Genomic DNA, 15,066 nt, shown 5'->3' with positions numbered 1-15,066 from the left:
CTCATGACGCAGCGCCCCGCGACCGCCGAGCGGCTCGACCTCGCCCCGCATCCGGAAGGCGGCTGGTTCCGCCGCACCTGGACGAGCCCGCTTCCCGTCGAGACGCCGAACGGTCAGCGGCCGGCGGCCACCTGCATCCACTACCTCCTCCTGCCATCGGAGAAGAGCGAATGGCACGTCGTGACCAGCGACGAGTTGTGGCTGTGGCACGGGCCCGGCCGACTCGAACTCCGCCTCGGCGGAGACGGTGCGGAACCGGGCGAGGCGACGGCGATCGTGCTCGGCCCCGGAGAGGCGGCGCAGGTGCGTGTGCCGGCCGGCGTCTGGCAGGCCGCGAGGCCGCTCGACGCCGACGAGGTGCTGGTGTCGTGCTTCGTGTCCCCAGGTTTCGACTTCGCCGATTGGCGACTCGCCGCATCGCCTACTCTGTAGAGGCAGACCGTGTCTGCAGAAGCAGACCCGTCCTGCCTCGCCGTCTTCTCCATACCCTTCCTCGCCCTGGAGTCATCGTGCCCTTCGCTCCCGCCCTCCGCCGCGCTGCAGCCGTCGCCGCTGCTGCCGCCGCCATCGCCCTCACCCTCTCCGCCTGCAGCTCGCCGTCCACGGGCTCCGGCAGCGGAGACGGCTCGGGCCTTCCGACCGTGACCGAGGGCAAGCTCACGATCGCGACCGGCGAGCCCAACTACGAGCCGTGGTTCGTCGACGACGACCCCTCCAACGGTGAGGGCTTCGAGGGCGCGGTCGCCAACGCCGTCGCCGAGCAGCTCGGCTACACGGCCGACGACATCGTCTGGGTGCGCACCACCTTCGACGGCGCCATCGCACCGGGCCCCAAGGACTGGGACATCAACCTGCAGCAGTTCTCCATCACGGATGACCGCAAGAAGGCCGTCGACTTCTCGTCGCCGTACTACACGACCACGCAGGCCGTCGTCGCGGTCGGCGGCTCGCCCGCGGCATCGGCGACCACGATCGACGAGCTCAAGGCCACCAAGGTCGGCGTGGCCAGCGGGACCACCAGCTACACGGTCGCCAAGGCCCAGCTCGGCGAAGCGAACCTCAACGTCTTCAACTCGGTCGACGACGTGGTGCTCGCGCTCAAGGGCGGGCAGATCGACGCCATGATCACCGACCTCCCCGGCGCCTTCTACGTCGTCGGTGCCCAGCTCGACGACGGCGTGGTGACCGGTCAGTTCGCCGACGCGAACGGCGGCGACGACTTCGGCATCGTCCTTCCCAAGGGCTCCGCGCTCACGGCCGACGTCACCAAGGCCGTCGACGCCCTGCGTGACGATGGCACGCTCGACGAGCTGCAGCAGAAGTGGCTCAGCGACGCGGTCGACGTCCCCGTCCTGAAATGACCTCGACCTCCGTCGACGCGGAGTGGCAGCCGAGCGAACTCGAGCTGTCACGCCGCGCTCTGCGGCGTCGGGTGACCACCCGATCCATCCTGATCGCGTTCGGCAGCAGCATCACCCTGTTGGCGGTGCTCGTCGTCGTCGTCGTCAACACCCCCGGCTGGGCGATCGTCAGCCAGACGTTCTTCGATCCGCAGGTCGCGCTGGAGAGCATCGGTCCGATCTTCCAGGGACTGCTCGTCAACCTCCTGGTGCTCGTCATCGCCGTGGTGTGCGTCGCGATCCTCGGCACGCTCCTGGCTACCATGCGCTCGCTGCGCGGCCCGGTGTTCTTCCCTCTGCGCGCGATCGCCGCGGCCTACACCGACTTCTTCCGTGGCATCCCGCTGCTGATCGTGCTGTACCTCGTGGGGTTCGGCATCCCCGCACTGATGATCTTCCCGCGCATGCCCCCGATGTTCTGGGGCACGATCGCGCTGGTCCTCACCTACTCCGCCTATGTCGCCGAGGTGCTCCGTGCAGGCATGGAGGCCGTGCATCCCTCGCAGCGCATCGCCGCGCGGTCGCTCGGGCTGACCCACGGGCAGACGCTCCGGATCGTCGTGATCCCGCAGGGCGTGCGCAAGGTCGTCCCCGCCCTCATGAACGACTTCGTCTCGATGCAGAAGGACGTGGGGCTGATCTCGGTGCTCGGCGCCGTCGATGCGGTCCGTGCGGCACAGCTGATGGTCGCCGAGACCTACAACTTCACACCGTACGTCGTCGCCGGCCTCATGTTCATCGTGCTCAGCTGGCCGATGATCCGCCTGACCGATGTCGTCACCGCGCGTCTGAACAAGCGCGAGCAAGCCGGAGGAGTCGTATGAGCGTGCCCGTGATCGAGGCCAGGGGTGTGCGCAAGCGCTTCGGCGATCATGACGTGCTGCGCGGCATCGACCTCGCGGTCGGCACGCACGAGGTGGTCGTGCTGATCGGCGCGTCCGGCTCGGGCAAGTCGACCCTCCTCAAGACCATGAACCTCATCGAGGGCATCGACGACGGGCAGATCTTCCTCTCCGGCGAGGACATCACCGACCCGCGGGTGGACGCCGACGCGGTGCGGGCCCGGATCGGGGTCGTGTTCCAGCACTTCAACCTGTTCCCGCACCTGACCGTGCTCGACAACGTCACGCTCGCCGCCGTGCGCGTGCACGGCATGCGCAAGACGGAGGCGCGCGCCCAGGCACGCGCGTTGCTCGACACGCTCGGCCTCGGCGCCAAGGCCGACGAGTACCCCGACCGGCTCTCCGGCGGACAGCAGCAGCGCGTGGCGATCGTGCGCGCGGTGCTCACGCAGCCCGAGGTGCTGCTGCTCGACGAGATCACCAGCGCCCTCGACCCGCAACTGGTGGGCGAGGTGCTCGATCTGGTGCGACAGCTGAAGCAGCAGGGCGCCACGATCGTGATGGCGACCCACGAGATGTCGTTCGCGCGTGAGGTCGCCGACCGCATCGTGTTCCTCGAGCACGGTGTCGTCGTCGAGCAGGGACCGCCCTCCCAGGTGTTCGATGCCCCGCAGCAGGCGGCCACCGCGGAGTTCCTGGCGCGCGTGCAGCACTGACGCCCGGCGGGAAGCGCGCGGCGTCGACGCTCATCCGCTCGACGGATCGAAGCGGTACTGAGGGTGGATGCGCGCCCTCGGAGGCGCGTGCTGAGCTTGAGGTCTCCGCCGATTCCTCGAGAGGTCCCACGTGAGCACGCCCCACATCATCCCGTCTTCCGCCGCGCCGACGGCCGACGCCTCCGCGGCCGACTCCGGCGACGGCCCACGCCGCGGCGGAGGCGCCTCCACACGTCGGCGCCGCATCGTCGGCGTCGACGTCGCGCGCGGACTCGCCCTGGTGGGGATGTTCGGCGCACATCTGATGGTCGCGAGCGGTCCCGACCTGACCCTGACCGACCCGTCGACATGGCTGGACATCGTCAACGGTCGCTCCTCGATCCTGTTCGCCCTGCTGGCCGGGGTCTCGCTCGCGCTGATGACGGGCGGTGCCCGTACCGCGTCACCGGACGAGCTCCGGAAGATCCGGTTGCGCCTGGTCGGTCGCGGGGCGGCGATCTTCGTGATCGGGCTCGTGGTCGAGCTGCTGGGCTCGGGAATCGCCGTGATCCTCACGCTCTACGGCGTGCTGTACATCCTGGCGGCGTTCACGGTGCACCTGCGCACCAGAGTGCTGGTGATCGCGGGGGCGGCACTCGGCATCCTCGGTCCGCCGCTGCTCGCCCTGATCGGCACGCTCTCGCCGGATCTGGGCGGCCCGGGGCTGTCGCTGGTGCTGTTCGGCACCTACCCGATCACGGTCTGGGCTGCGCTGCTCTGCGCTGGTCTCGTGATCGGACGCCTCGACCTGACCCGGGTGAAGACGGCAGTCGTCATGCTCGTCTGCGGAGGACTGATCGCGATCGGCGGTTACGCGCTGGGTGCGCTCCTCACGTCGCCGCCGCAGGAAGTCGCGTCGTCGAGCTCCACGTCCGGTTCGGGTTCGGGTTCGGGTTCGATGAGCATGATCCCCGGGGACGAGGTCGACGTCTCCGGACTGACATGCCAGACCAGCGACGGCGTCGTCGTCTGCTTCTCGCCCGAGAAGGCCTCGCTGTTCACGGACGACGGCGGCGGCATCGAAGAGGGGCAGTCGTACATCGATCGCGTGGCTTCGGAGGACCCGCCCGCGAAGATGCTCGAAGCGGTCATCAGCGTCTCGGCGCACTCCGGCGGCGTGCTGGAGGTGCTGGCATCCGGCGGCTTCGCGGTGGCCGTCCTCGGCCTGTGCCTGCTGGTGACCCGGTATGCGCGGTGGGCCGTTCTCCCGCTGGCGGCCTATGGCGCGGTTCCGCTCACCGGCTACGTCGTCCAGGCGATCCTCATCCTGGCGGGGGCGGCGACCTGGCTGCCCAACCCGGTGCTGCCGTGGATCGCGCTCTCACTGCTCATGATGGCCGGCGCGCTCATCTGGACGCGCACGGTCGGCAAGGGCCCGCTCGAACGACTCACAGCGTGGGCAGCCGACGCCATGGCGCTGACAGCGAAGACGACGCGCACGGCGAAGCGCCGGGACTGAAGACGGCCTCGTGTCGAGGAGGGGCGACATCGAGGCGGAGGGGGATGCCCGGGGGGAGGGGAGCTCAGGCGAGCTCTTCCTCCTCCGGCCGTCGCGGGCTCGGGTCGGGCGGCAGGATCTCGATCGGATGCGCGGCGGTGCGCTGTGCCCGCCACCAGATCACGAAGCCGATCGCGGTGAAGACGCCGTAGAAGACGTACATGAAGCCGGTGGCGTAGTAGCCGGAGCTGAACAGCAGCGGCACCCCGACGACGTCGACAGCGATCCAGACCAGCCAGAACTCGGTCCAGCCCTTCGCCATGCCGTAGGTGGCCAGCAGCGAGCCGACGAACGTCCAGGCGTCGGCCCACACCGGCTCCCACGATCCCAGCAGGCGGAACAGCGGGGTCAGGGCGACCGTGCCGACGACCATCACCAGCACCATGCCGATGCGGGCGCTCGTCGGCGCCCAGCGCGGGACCACGCGTCCGCCGTCGAGGTTCCGCCAGCGCACCCATCCGTAGATGGCGACCGCGATGAACATGATCTGCCGCCCGGCCTGGCCGAGCAGGTGCGGCAGTGACGGATCGGGGCTGAGAGCGGAGCCGAGGAAGACGGTGAGCAGCAGCAGGTTGCCGATGATGCCGACCGGCCATGCCCACACCTTGCGTCGCATGCCGCCGAGCGCGCTGGCGAGACCGAACGCGTTGCCCACGACCTCCCGCACCAGGAGTGTCTGCCCGCCGGGCAGCATCCACTGCGAGTTGAAGGCGTCGACGAACCACTGCAGCAGGTTCATGGTCGGGATCCGGCGTCGGGTTCGGGGCGGTCGTCGAGCACCCGCTGCAGCATGCTCAGGTCGAGCCAGCGTCCGAACTTGGCACCGACCTGCGGCATGCGTCCGACCTCGACGAAGCCCAGGCGCTCGTGCAGGGCGATGGAGGCGGCGTTCCCGCTTTCGATCCCGGCGATCATCACGTGCATCCCCGCGTCCCGCGCACGATCGACGAGCGCCGACATGAGGGCGGTGCCGATGCCGCGACCGTGCTGGCCGTCGAGGACGTAGACCGAGTGCTCGACCGTGTGGCGATAGCCGCTGTGCGGACGCCATTGCGCGTACGACGCGTAGCCCAGCACCCCCGTGTCGTCGACGGCGACGATGACCGGGTAGCCGCGGGCGGTGCGATCGGCGAGCCAGGCGACGCGGTCGGCGAGGTCGACCGCCTCTTCGTTCCAGATCGCGGTGGTGTGCAGCACGGCATGGTTGTGGATCGCGGTGATGGTCTCGAGATCGGCGGTCTCGGCGTCCCTGATTCGCACGGCTGTCATCGGCGGGCGTTCTCTCTTCTTCTGCGCTTCGGGTGCGCATCCTTCTTCGGCGCTTCGGGTGCGCATCGCCGACGCTAGCAGGAGGAACGGGCGCTGGGCGTGCTGCGGCCGAACAGTTACGGGGGCGACGTGCGGGCACCGCGCTTGTCCCCCGAACGGCCTACAGACGCGCACACGAACCATGTCTACTGTGTAGAACGTATTGTTTTAGTAGGCGGGTGCATCGGAGGATCTCATGTCTTTGGAACTCGCGCGTCGCCCAACCCGGCGCAGAAGAGCAGCCAGCGCGCTGATCGCACTCGTCCTGTCCGGGGTGGGAGTTCTCGCCTTGGCGGGCCCTGCCGCAGCCGCGCCGAGTGATTGCCCATCCGGGTACACGTGCAGTTACTCGGGTTACAACTACACCAACGACGCATGGCAGCAGCCATCCACGCACAAGTTCGCGAACTGCGTGGATGTCATGGCCATCGGCTGGAGGTCCTACGGCGACGTCATCTCCTCCACCTTCAACAACGGGCGCTCCCAGAACTCCTACCTCTACAAAGGACAGAACCAGACAGGAGGGAAGGGCCTCCTTATCCTCCGGGGGCAGGGCTTCGGCAATGTGGGTAGCTACAACGACGAGATCGAGTCGGGATACTTCAGCGGCACCCTCAGTAGCGTTGGTTCGGCTCTATGCCGGTGACTTCTCCGCGCGTAGGTGGCCGCCTGGTCATGGCGACCGTCCTTGCGGTCACGGTTGCCGGGGGTCTGGTGGGGTGTACCGCGTCCGACAGTGAGACGGATGCGGGGGTGAGGAATCAAGCGGCTTGGAAGATGCCTCTTGATGAGTTCGTCGTGTATTCCCCGGACCTGGACAACTATGCGGAGCAGTTGTTGATCTCGGATTGTCTGGGTGCGCAGGGGTATGAGTGGCCGGTGCCGTGGCAGGATACCGACTTCCCCCGTGCGGAAGACTTCAACCGGGTAGGTCTGCGGCTGTTCAATCTGGAACTGGCAAAGAAGTGGGGTTACCATTTCGCGCGGCTGGATGATCCGGAGAGCGCTGAGCTGTGGTTGACATACACAGAGACAGTGGATTCGTACTTTCCGAATCAGGAACTGGATGACGCGCTCGTGGCCTGCACTGACAAGATCCGCGCGAAAGACAAGGACTTCGCATCCACCGCCGACGGGCTGAACTACAACGCTGAGCTATCCGCCCAGGCTTGGGACATCGTGGAGCAGGATCCGGATGTGGTCAAGGCGGTGAAAGCCTGGCGGGAGTGTCTGACCCCACGGGTGGACTACGCGGTGACTCAAGAGCAACCTTGGGAAGGAGCTCCTTATGAGGTGGCAGAGGTGTGGGGTGCGGTGACCGGGTCGTCGTCCGCGCCTTCGGCGGAGGAGCTTGCTGCGGCTGTTGCTGATGCGGAGTGCCAGGAGTCGAGTGGGTGGGCCTCGCTCTGGTATGAGCGGAATTGGGAGGAGCAGGAGAAGCTCGTCGCGGAGAACAGGGACAAGCTCGATCGGATCCGTGCGGACGCGATCGAACGGAAGAAGAAGCTGTTGACGATCGTGGCGGAGAACGCGCCAGCCGCGCCCTAGAGAGGCGGCGCGAGAGTTGGCTCGGTAACGAGCCTTGGCCGATCAGTGAGTGATGAGAGTCCGATGGATGAAGTAGGTGTGCCGGAGACGGCGAGACGGTCACGCTGGATCGTCGTGATCGCTGTGGTGCTGATTGTGGCGCTGATCGGTGCCGGGTTTTGGTTTGCGGCGCAGTTCCAGTCGTCGGCGCAGCAGGAGGCCAACGCCAAGGCGCCCGCCCCCGGGCCGGTCTTCGCAGAGGTCACGCAGGGGGCGCTGGCTGGCGAGGTCGGCTTCACCGGGCAGGCGGGGCCGTCGACGCAGACTCCGGTGACGGTGCTCCCTGTCGCGGAAGCGTCGCTCACCGTCGTCACCGGACGCCCACTGGCGACGGGTGCGACCGCTTCTTCGGGGCAGGTTCTCACCGAGGTCAACGGGCGCCCTCTCTTCGGTGTGCAGTCGGCCTTCTCCTTCTACCGCGACATGGGCGTCGGGGATCGTGGCCCGGATGTCGAGGCATTGCAGGCTGCACTCGTGGTGCGGTCGTACCAGCTCAACGCCGATGGGCGGTTCGGAGGCGAGACGGCTGCGGCGGTGAAGCGCTGGTATCAGGACAATGGCTATGAGGCCCCCACTCGCAGTGCCGCGGCGGAGAAGACGAGCTCGGAGGGGGGCGAGAAGGCGGCGGATCCGAGCGAGAAGGCGCCGGCTGCCGAGGGGTATGTTCCTGTCGCCGAAATTCTGGCGATGCCTTCTGCGTCCGCGCAGGTCGTGAAAGGTGTTCAGGTCGGGCAGCGTTTGGCGGCGGAGGGTGTACCGGACCTCATCCTCGGGTCGGCGGATCTGGTGGTCACGATCACGGTTCCCGTCACCGATCTCGGGGATGTGGTCGCAGGAGACGCGGCGGTGATCTCGATCGGTGGCACTGAGGTCGAGGGCATCGTGGGAGACATCCGCCCCTCTGACTCGGCCGAAGACTCAGAGGGATCGGGCTCGAACGGTGATGCGGAACAGGCCGCACCCGAGGTCACTTTCGCCGTGGTTCCGAAAACAGCGCTGCCGGGGTCGTCGGGGCGGGCGCGGGTGGCGGTGATCAAGCAGATCGTGGCCGAGGACGCGCTGATCGTCCCGGTTCTCGCCGTGTCGGACCGAGGGCCTGACAAGAACGTTCTGACGAAGCAGCAGGCCGACGGAACGCTCCTCGAGGTGCCGGTCACAGTCCTGGGCACACTGCAGGGCGAGGTAGCCGTCGAGCCGCGCGACGAAGGTGCCCTGAAGGCCGGCGAACTGGTTCGAGTCGGTTGACGTGTCGCTGATTCAGTTGCGGGGAGTGCGTCGGGCGTACTCCCCGGCGGGTCGGCCCGAGGTCGATGCGCTTCGCGGCATCGACCTGGAAATCGACCAGGGGGAGTTCGTTGCGATCGTCGGGCCATCGGGCGGTGGCAAGACGACGCTGATGAACATCCTGGGGCTTCTCGACGACCCGACGGCGGGTAGTTATGTTCTCGACGGCGAGGAAGCTCGTGCCGGCGACGGTCGCCGCGCGGCGAGCGTGCGCGCACGGAAGATCGGATTCGTGTTCCAGGCCTTCCACCTTCTCGAGGCCAGGCCGGCCGTCGACAGTGTCGAGTTGAACCTGCTCTACCGGGGCGTGCCCCGTGTGCAGCGGCGTGAGAGCGTTCTCGGCGCCATCGACTCTGTCGGCCTCGCAGACCGCGCCTTCCAAAGCACCTCGACACTGTCGGGCGGGCAGCGTCAACGCATCGCCATCGCCCGTGCGATCGCCGGGGATGCGAAGCTGATTCTCGCCGACGAGCCGACCGGCAACCTCGACTCGGTCAACGCCGCTCGGGTTCTCGATGAGCTCGAACGTATCAATCGCGATGGGGCGACGGTCGTCGTCGTCACTCATTCGGCCGAGGTCGCGGCACGGGCGCGTCGTGTGGTCCACATCGCCGACGGTGCGATCGTGTCCGACGAGCGACAGTCCGGCAGCGGGGCGAGTACGGCATCGAAAGCCCCTGCGGACGGGCCGCCGGCTTCTCCTTCGAATGATGCCCGCACGTCCCGCACGAGAGAAGATGAGCGGGTGCGGCTCACCGGGCGCATCCGGTTCGCCGACATGCTTCGCGACGCCTGGGCATCCGTGACGTCGAGAAGGTATCAATCGATCGGACAGGGGCTCGCCGTCGCCATCGCCGTGGCGTTGACGATCACCACTCTCGGGCTTGCGGCATCGGCGCGAGCGCAGGTATCCGCCACATTCGATGCCCACCTGAATCGTGAGGTCTCGGCGACGTGGTCGACGGGGGCCAAGAACTCGCTTCCGCCCGAGGAGGTTCCGCAGGCGATCGAGCGACTCAGCGGAGTGGATGCGGCTGCGGTCGTCATCGATCTCAACGTCAGCACGGTCTCGACGTTCGCGGAGGCACGCCAGATCCGGCCGCACGTCGCCATCGGAGATATCGTCGGTGCTGCGCGTCTCACGGTCGACGAGGCACCGTGGCATGCGGGACCCCTAGCGGGCGGCGAGGCCTACATCGGAGATCTTCTCGCGAAGGACATGCGGCTCAGCAGCATTGATGGCGCTCCCACGATCTCGGTTGATGGCGTCACATATGTCGTCGCTGGCATCATCACCACGTCCGCGCGCCTCCCCCTGCTCCGCGGCGAGGTGGTCGTGGGACCCCGCGACGGCCTCACAGCAAAGGGGGCCGTAGACGTGACGATGCTGGCCGTGACGTCCTCCGGCGCAGCGCAGCAGGTCGCCAAGCAATTGCCTTCGGCGTTGAACCCGTTCGAGCCGGAGCGGATCGTCGTCGTTGCGCCGACCGATTCCGCACAGCTGAGGGGGCAGGTCGAACAGGGCGTGCAAGCCACCCTCACCGCGTTCACGCTGCTGGCGCTGATCGTCGCGATCGCCGCACTCATGAACGCCACGCTCCTCGCTGTCAATGCGCGCCGCGTCGAGATCGGCATGCGCAAAGCGCTCGGAGCACGAGACCGGCAGATCGGAGAACTCATCACTCTGGAATCCGCAATCGTCGGTGTCGTCGGAGGGGCCGCGGGCCTGGTGCTCGGTATGGCGGCAATCCTCGTCGTCACCGTGAGCCAACGATGGGCCCCCGTGTTCGACATCGTGCTGCTTCCGATCGCCATCGCTGTCGGCCTGATCGTCGGTGCCGGGGGAGGCGGACTGGCCTCGATCCGCGCCGCGCGTCTGCGCCCCGCGGAGAACCTCCGCAGCTGACATCCTCGCTGGACGCCGTCCGGGCGTGCTGCGACCGAACAGTCACAGAGCTCAGCCTGCCGTCGTCGTGCTCACGGCTTCGCGCACGAGGATCGCACGCCGCATGTCGGCCATGATCGGGTCGAAGAAGCGCTCCCGGTAGCGGGCCTCGCTCACGGCGGAGAACACGAAGGGGAGGGCGGCGATCACCGAGAGCAGGGTGGCCGCCTTGAGCAGGTTGACCGTGAGCGGCAGCTTCGCCCCGAAGAACTCCAGCGGCTGCACCGCGAGGGGCTGTGCGGTGCTGCCGGGACCGAGCCAGATGCCGACGACGCCCGTGGGGACGGCGATGCCTCCGATCACGATCAGCAGCGCCGCGAGGAGCCCGGCGAAGAACAGGGCCTGCACCAGCTGCGCCACGGTCATCGCGAGCAAGATGTTGATGCGCTGCGGTGCGCGCAGCCGTCCCGGAGTGCCGGGGGTGGCGGGGCGGCCTTCGGCGGGCGTGCCGATGAGCAGGGCGGCTCGCTGTTCGGCGCTCGGTGCCTGCGCGTCATCGTCGATCTCGGAGGCGCTGACCCGCAGCACGACGATCCCCGCGAGCACCGCGACGACCAGGCCGAGCAGGGCGATGGACCCCCAGGACAGGGCGGATGCCATCTGCCAGACCTCGGCCGAGAAGAACGAGAACACGACGAGCATGAGGATGACCGGGAGGGCGATCGACGCCATGTGGCCGATCGCCGAGGCGTTGCGCACCGCGAGGCGCGAGGCCCAGGAGATCATGGCCCCTCCGCCCATGCCGGTCACCAGGATGCAGAGGGCGAGCACCAGGATCGTGCGGAGGACCGGGCCGACGGTCGCATCGGGCTGGGCGATGTAGCCGTAGACGATCGTGAAGGCGAGGCACGCGGCGATCAGGACGAGCGCGACCGCGGTGCCGATGCCCACCGGGAGGCGACGCAGCAGGGTGCGCACGAGGTAGTAGGCGGCCCACGCGAGCCCGATCGCGAGCAGGAAGATCACGACGGCGAAGAGGACGAGCAGGATCTCCCACTCCGTGGAGTCGTCGTCGAGGGCGAAATCGAAGACGACCTCGAGCCCGTCCTGGAAGAGGTACGCGGCCACCGCGACCCACGCGATCAGTGGCGCGACACGGCGGGGGAGGTCGGTGAACCAGCGGCGCAGCGGAACGAACGTCGGAAGGCCCTGTTCACGGAACCAGCGGTCGGCATCGCGCTTCGTGCTGCGCAGCTTCGGGGACGCGGACATGGCGATGAGACTACGGCAATGACGAGGCGCGGAGTTATCCACAGGCCTTCCTGAGATTCGAACATATCTTCTAAGATGGAGGTATGGCGAACCCGCATCTGAACCCGCTCCTCGAGGCGATGACGTACCTCGAAGACGCGTGGGGCGATGCGACGAACGCGGCCGATCTGAGCCGCGCGCAGCTGCTCGATGCGCACCGGGCGATGGGACTGGTACAGCGTCGGCTCGACGGCATCCATGCCGAGATCGCGGCGGGCATCGCGCGGGAATCGCGTCCGGAACTGGGGTCTGCGGGTCTCGCGAAGCAGCAGGGATTCCGCGACCCGGCGACCATGATCGCCGCCACGACCGGCGGATCGACGGGCGATGCGGTGCGGCTCGTGAAGGTGGGGGAGGCGACCGCGCCGCGGTCGAACCTCATCGGCGAGAAGCTGCCCCCGCGGTACCCCGAGGTGCAGCGGGCGATCGGCGCCGGCGAGCTCAGTGCGGCGGCCGCGGCGCTGATCGTGGCCCTGCTCGACCGGGCGCGCGTGAAGGTCGGGATCGAGCGGATCGTCGATGCCGAGCGACTGCTCGTCGAACGTGCGGCAGGGCTGTCGCTCGATGACGTGCGCAAGCTCGTCGTGCACGCCGAGGCCTGGCTCGACCCCGACGGCGTGGCTCCGCGAGAAGGTGAGGCCCGGTCGCGGCGCTCGCTGACGATGTTCGAGCGCGACGGGTCGCTGCATCTGACGTTGCAGACCGACATCGCGTCCGGCGCTCCCGTGAAGGCAGCGATCCAGGCGTACGTGACGGCCACGTTCCACGCGCGGGCGCACGTGCTCGACCCCGAAGCGCCCGATGCCGACCGTCACACGGTCGCGATGATCCAGGCCGATGCGCTCGTCGAGATCTGCGCGCATGCGAGCGGATGCGACAACGGCGGGCTTCCGGTATCCGGTGCGACCGTCGTCGTCCGCGTGGGGCTCGACGACCTGACCGCCGGCACCGGATTCGCGACGGTCGACGGCCTCGATGGGCCGGTCAGCATCGCCTCATGTCGTCGGATGGCGGCGGGTGGGGGGATCATCCCCGTCGTGCTCGGCGGTGAGGGCGAGATCCTCGACTGGGGGCGTGAGAAGCGGCTGTTCACCCGCGCCCAGAGACTCGCGCTCGTAGAACGCGACGGCGGTTGCGTGATGTGCGGGCTGCCCCCGCAACTCACCAGGGCGCATCACCTGCGCTGGTGGCAGCGGGATGCCGGACCGACCGATCTCGACAACGGAGTGCTGCTCTGCGAGAGCTGCCATCATCGCATCCACGACAACGACTGGGAGATCAGGATCGAGGGACGGGGGTTCGCGGCGCGGGTGTGGCTCATTCCGCCGCTGCACGTCGACCCCGAGCGCAGGCCGAGGCTCGGCGGCCGAGCCCGGTACGACATCGCGGCGTGAGTGCGCCGGCGTGGATTCGTGTTCTGGCCTGTGCGGACAGTCGTGTCTCGATGTTCAGACGTGGACGTCGGTGGGGGATTCCTCGCCCTCGTGGAAGCTGGGCGTCTTGCCGAACAGCCGGGCGATGCCGAGCACGATCCCGACGACGAGCAGCCCCAGGATGAGACCGGCGATCGCGGAGATGATGGTGTCCACGATCCAGACCACGACTGGACCGAGGCCATGGAGCGCCTGCTCCACCGCGTGCAGCACATCGACCGGGAAGTGCCACCCCACCTCGCCGAGGTTCACCAGCACGAGATGGCCGCCGACCCAGAGCATGGCGACCGTGCCGAGGATGCTGATGAAGCGGAACACCCCGGGCATCGAGCGCACGATCCTGGTGCCGGTGTGCCGCACACGCTGCACCGGGTTCTTCGCCATCTTCAGACCGATGTCGTCGATCTTCACCAGCAGTGCGACAGCGCCGTAGACGACACCCGTCATGAGGAGGGCGATCACGGCGAGGATCGCCAGCGTCGCCCAGATGTCGAGCCCCTTCTCGAGGCTCGCGAGCGAGATGAGCATGATCTCGGTCGAGAGGATCAGGTCGGTGCGCACCGCACCGAGCACGAGCTTCCTCTCATCGCGCGCTCCCTCGTCGGCGTGACCGTGCTGCACGCCGAACCACTCGAGCACCTTCTCGGCGCCCTCGAAGCACAGGTACGCCCCGCCCAGGATCAGCAGATACGGCAGCACCCACGGCGCGAACGCGGTCAGCAGCAGCGCCGCCGGGATGATGATCACGAACTTGTTCGCCAGCGACCCGAGGGCGATCTTGCCGACGACGGGCAGCTCCCTCGCGGGCGTGAGGCCCTGCACGTACTGCGGAGTCACCGCGGCGTCGTCGATCACGACGCCGGCCGCCTTGGCCGACGCCTTCATCGCTGCGCTCAGGATGTCGTCGACGACGGCCAGAAGTCCAACGGACATGGGCGGATCCCCCTCGTGGTGTGCAGTGCGGAGGCAACTCTATCGAGTCGGAGGGGCACGGCTGTCGAGTCGGAGGAGGGATCCGGCCGGCGACCTCAGCCCTGGGATTCCTCCGCCGCGCTCGCGAGCACACGCTGCAGCGGCTGATAGTGCTCGATGACGGCCTGCCGATAGCGTTCGACATCACCCGAACGTGCGGCGTCGAGCATGTCGCCGTGCGCCTTCGCCGTCTTGTGGATGTCGTCGGGCTGAGGGATGCCCAGCTGGGGGAGCACGGCCGTGTGCACATCCCAGAAGGCGCCGACCAGCTGACCGACCAGGCGGTTGCCGATCGCGCCGAAGAGGCGGGTGTGGAACGCGCGGTCCTCGTCGAGGAAGTGCTCCCCGCGCTCAGCCTTGGCGACCATGTCGGCCACCAGGGCGTCGAGCTCGGGGTCGGGGTCGTCCTGAGCGGCGGCCACCACGCGTTCGGCCATCGACAGATCCAGCGCCAGGCGCACTTCGACGACCTCCCGCAGCGCCTGCAGGGATCCCTCCGGCGACAGCACCCCGCGGAACACGAGGGCTTCCACCATCGGGTCCAGCGACATCGGTCCGACATACGTGCCGTGGCCGTGACGCACATCGACGATGTCGAGGGTCGAGAGCGTGCGGATCGCCTCGCGCACGGAGGATCGCGAGACGTCGAGCTCCTCGCAGAGCTCCGCCTCGGTCGGCAGCGGGTCGCCCGGCGTGAGCCCCCGGGTCAGGATGAGCTGCTTGATCTGATCCGCCGTGGTCGAGCGCCGCATGCGTGACGCCCTACTCGTGGTGGACTTCATGGGGCTCCC

15 protein-coding genes are annotated in these 15,066 nt (G+C 68.1%); 10 read left to right on the top strand and 5 right to left on the bottom strand.

The features are described 5' to 3' along the window. Positions 1-3 precede the first annotated feature (3 nt). The 5 genes from GZ64_RS0117470 (at position 4) to GZ64_RS0117450 (ending at position 4,456) form a co-directional block, all read left to right on the top strand. Positions 4-432, top strand: coding sequence for a cupin domain-containing protein (locus GZ64_RS0117470; RefSeq protein ID WP_029267957.1), 429 nt, complete (start codon positions 4-6; stop codon positions 430-432). A gap of 77 nt (positions 433-509) precedes the next feature. Next, complete coding sequence (locus GZ64_RS0117465) at positions 510-1,361, top strand: ABC transporter substrate-binding protein (protein ID WP_029260708.1); 852 nt, start codon at positions 510-512, stop codon at positions 1,359-1,361. Beyond that, the gene (locus GZ64_RS0117460; protein WP_029267955.1) at positions 1,358-2,224 is read left to right on the top strand and encodes an amino acid ABC transporter permease; all 867 of its coding nucleotides are present in this window, start codon (positions 1,358-1,360) and stop codon (positions 2,222-2,224) included. The genes GZ64_RS0117465 and GZ64_RS0117460 overlap by 4 nt, the downstream gene beginning before the upstream one ends. Further along, the gene (locus GZ64_RS0117455) at positions 2,221-2,958 is read left to right on the top strand and encodes an amino acid ABC transporter ATP-binding protein (protein ID WP_021199478.1); all 738 of its coding nucleotides are present in this window, start codon (positions 2,221-2,223) and stop codon (positions 2,956-2,958) included. Before GZ64_RS0117460 ends, GZ64_RS0117455 begins: the two co-directional genes overlap by 4 nt. A 130-nt stretch (positions 2,959-3,088) precedes the next feature. Further along, positions 3,089-4,456 carry a heparan-alpha-glucosaminide N-acetyltransferase domain-containing protein gene (locus tag GZ64_RS0117450; protein WP_051668207.1) on the top strand — a complete coding sequence of 456 codons (1,368 nt, stop codon included), beginning with the start codon at positions 3,089-3,091 and terminating at the stop codon, positions 4,454-4,456. Between the two features lie 64 nt (positions 4,457-4,520). Here the strand turns inward: GZ64_RS0117450 and pnuC are convergent, their stop codons facing one another. After that, entirely contained in the window at positions 4,521-5,234 is a 714-nt protein-coding gene (pnuC, locus tag GZ64_RS0117445) for a nicotinamide riboside transporter PnuC (protein ID WP_029260705.1), read from the bottom strand. Further along, the gene (locus tag GZ64_RS0117440) at positions 5,231-5,764 is read right to left on the bottom strand and encodes a GNAT family N-acetyltransferase (RefSeq protein WP_029267951.1); all 534 of its coding nucleotides are present in this window, start codon (positions 5,762-5,764) and stop codon (positions 5,231-5,233) included. Before GZ64_RS0117440 ends, pnuC begins: the two co-directional genes overlap by 4 nt. 235 nt (positions 5,765-5,999) lie before the next feature. Here GZ64_RS0117440 and GZ64_RS19775 point away from each other — a divergent pair, with 235 nt between their 5' ends. From GZ64_RS19775 to GZ64_RS0117415, 4 genes are all read left to right on the top strand, one after another. Next, positions 6,000-6,449 carry a peptidase inhibitor family I36 protein gene (locus GZ64_RS19775; RefSeq protein WP_081859798.1) on the top strand — a complete coding sequence of 150 codons (450 nt, stop codon included), beginning with the start codon at positions 6,000-6,002 and terminating at the stop codon, positions 6,447-6,449. A 29-nt stretch (positions 6,450-6,478) separates the two neighbouring features. Beyond that, positions 6,479-7,351 carry a hypothetical protein gene (locus GZ64_RS0117430; RefSeq protein ID WP_036331805.1) on the top strand — a complete coding sequence of 291 codons (873 nt, stop codon included), beginning with the start codon at positions 6,479-6,481 and terminating at the stop codon, positions 7,349-7,351. A gap of 63 nt (positions 7,352-7,414) precedes the next feature. Continuing rightward, positions 7,415-8,635 (top strand): peptidoglycan-binding domain-containing protein, encoded by a 1,221-nt coding sequence (locus GZ64_RS19270; protein ID WP_081859797.1) that lies wholly within the window; start codon positions 7,415-7,417, stop codon positions 8,633-8,635. A 1-nt stretch (position 8,636) separates the two neighbouring features. Beyond that, positions 8,637-10,580: an ABC transporter ATP-binding protein/permease gene (locus GZ64_RS0117415; protein ID WP_036331800.1), complete on the top strand. Its 1,944-nt coding sequence runs from the start codon at positions 8,637-8,639 to the stop codon at positions 10,578-10,580. Between the two features lie 51 nt (positions 10,581-10,631). Here GZ64_RS0117415 and GZ64_RS0117410 read toward each other — a convergent pair whose 3' ends face one another. After that, positions 10,632-11,831: a hypothetical protein gene (locus GZ64_RS0117410; RefSeq protein ID WP_029267943.1), complete on the bottom strand. Its 1,200-nt coding sequence runs from the start codon at positions 11,829-11,831 to the stop codon at positions 10,632-10,634. Between the two features lie 83 nt (positions 11,832-11,914). On the opposite strand from GZ64_RS0117410, the gene GZ64_RS0117405 reads away from it, so the two are divergent. Further along, positions 11,915-13,264, top strand: a complete 1,350-nt coding sequence (locus GZ64_RS0117405) for an HNH endonuclease (protein ID WP_231479924.1) — start codon at positions 11,915-11,917, stop codon at positions 13,262-13,264. Positions 13,265-13,318: 54 nt separating this feature from the next. Here GZ64_RS0117405 and GZ64_RS0117400 read toward each other — a convergent pair whose 3' ends face one another. Together GZ64_RS0117400 and GZ64_RS0117395 are read right to left on the bottom strand one after the other, a co-directional pair. Continuing rightward, on the bottom strand, positions 13,319-14,236 hold the full coding sequence (locus tag GZ64_RS0117400; protein ID WP_029267939.1) for a DUF808 domain-containing protein: 918 nt from the start codon (positions 14,234-14,236) through the stop codon (positions 13,319-13,321). 95 nt (positions 14,237-14,331) lie between these two features. Further along, positions 14,332-15,027 carry a FadR/GntR family transcriptional regulator gene (locus GZ64_RS0117395; RefSeq protein WP_021199489.1) on the bottom strand — a complete coding sequence of 232 codons (696 nt, stop codon included), beginning with the start codon at positions 15,025-15,027 and terminating at the stop codon, positions 14,332-14,334. Positions 15,028-15,066: the final 39 nt, after the last annotated feature.

The sequence above is a fragment of the Microbacterium sp. Cr-K32 genome (genome assembly GCF_000708345.1).
In the GTDB taxonomy this organism is placed as follows: domain Bacteria; phylum Actinomycetota; class Actinomycetes; order Actinomycetales; family Microbacteriaceae; genus Microbacterium; species Microbacterium maritypicum_A.
This window is presented reverse-complemented; position numbering and strand designations above follow the sequence as displayed.

What these genes read in the sequence shown, in the direction of transcription:
- GZ64_RS0117470 (WP_029267957.1), top strand. Translation starts at nt 4, where the DNA reads ATGACGCAGCGCCCCGCGACCGCCGAGCGGCTCGACCTCGCCCCGCAT.
- GZ64_RS0117460 (WP_029267955.1), top strand. Translation starts at nt 1,358, where the DNA reads ATGACCTCGACCTCCGTCGACGCGGAGTGGCAGCCGAGCGAACTCGAG.
- GZ64_RS0117455 (WP_021199478.1), top strand. Translation starts at nt 2,221, where the DNA reads ATGAGCGTGCCCGTGATCGAGGCCAGGGGTGTGCGCAAGCGCTTCGGC.
- pnuC (WP_029260705.1), bottom strand. Translation starts at nt 5,234, where the DNA reads ATGAACCTGCTGCAGTGGTTCGTCGACGCCTTCAACTCGCAGTGGATG.
- GZ64_RS0117440 (WP_029267951.1), bottom strand. Translation starts at nt 5,764, where the DNA reads ATGACAGCCGTGCGAATCAGGGACGCCGAGACCGCCGATCTCGAGACC.
- GZ64_RS19775 (WP_081859798.1), top strand. Translation starts at nt 6,000, where the DNA reads ATGTCTTTGGAACTCGCGCGTCGCCCAACCCGGCGCAGAAGAGCAGCC.
- GZ64_RS0117430 (WP_036331805.1), top strand. Translation starts at nt 6,479, where the DNA reads ATGGCGACCGTCCTTGCGGTCACGGTTGCCGGGGGTCTGGTGGGGTGT.
- GZ64_RS19270 (WP_081859797.1), top strand. Translation starts at nt 7,415, where the DNA reads ATGGATGAAGTAGGTGTGCCGGAGACGGCGAGACGGTCACGCTGGATC.
- GZ64_RS0117410 (WP_029267943.1), bottom strand. Translation starts at nt 11,831, where the DNA reads ATGTCCGCGTCCCCGAAGCTGCGCAGCACGAAGCGCGATGCCGACCGC.
- GZ64_RS0117405 (WP_231479924.1), top strand. Translation starts at nt 11,915, where the DNA reads ATGGCGAACCCGCATCTGAACCCGCTCCTCGAGGCGATGACGTACCTC.
- GZ64_RS0117400 (WP_029267939.1), bottom strand. Translation starts at nt 14,236, where the DNA reads ATGTCCGTTGGACTTCTGGCCGTCGTCGACGACATCCTGAGCGCAGCG.
- GZ64_RS0117395 (WP_021199489.1), bottom strand. Translation starts at nt 15,027, where the DNA reads ATGCGGCGCTCGACCACGGCGGATCAGATCAAGCAGCTCATCCTGACC.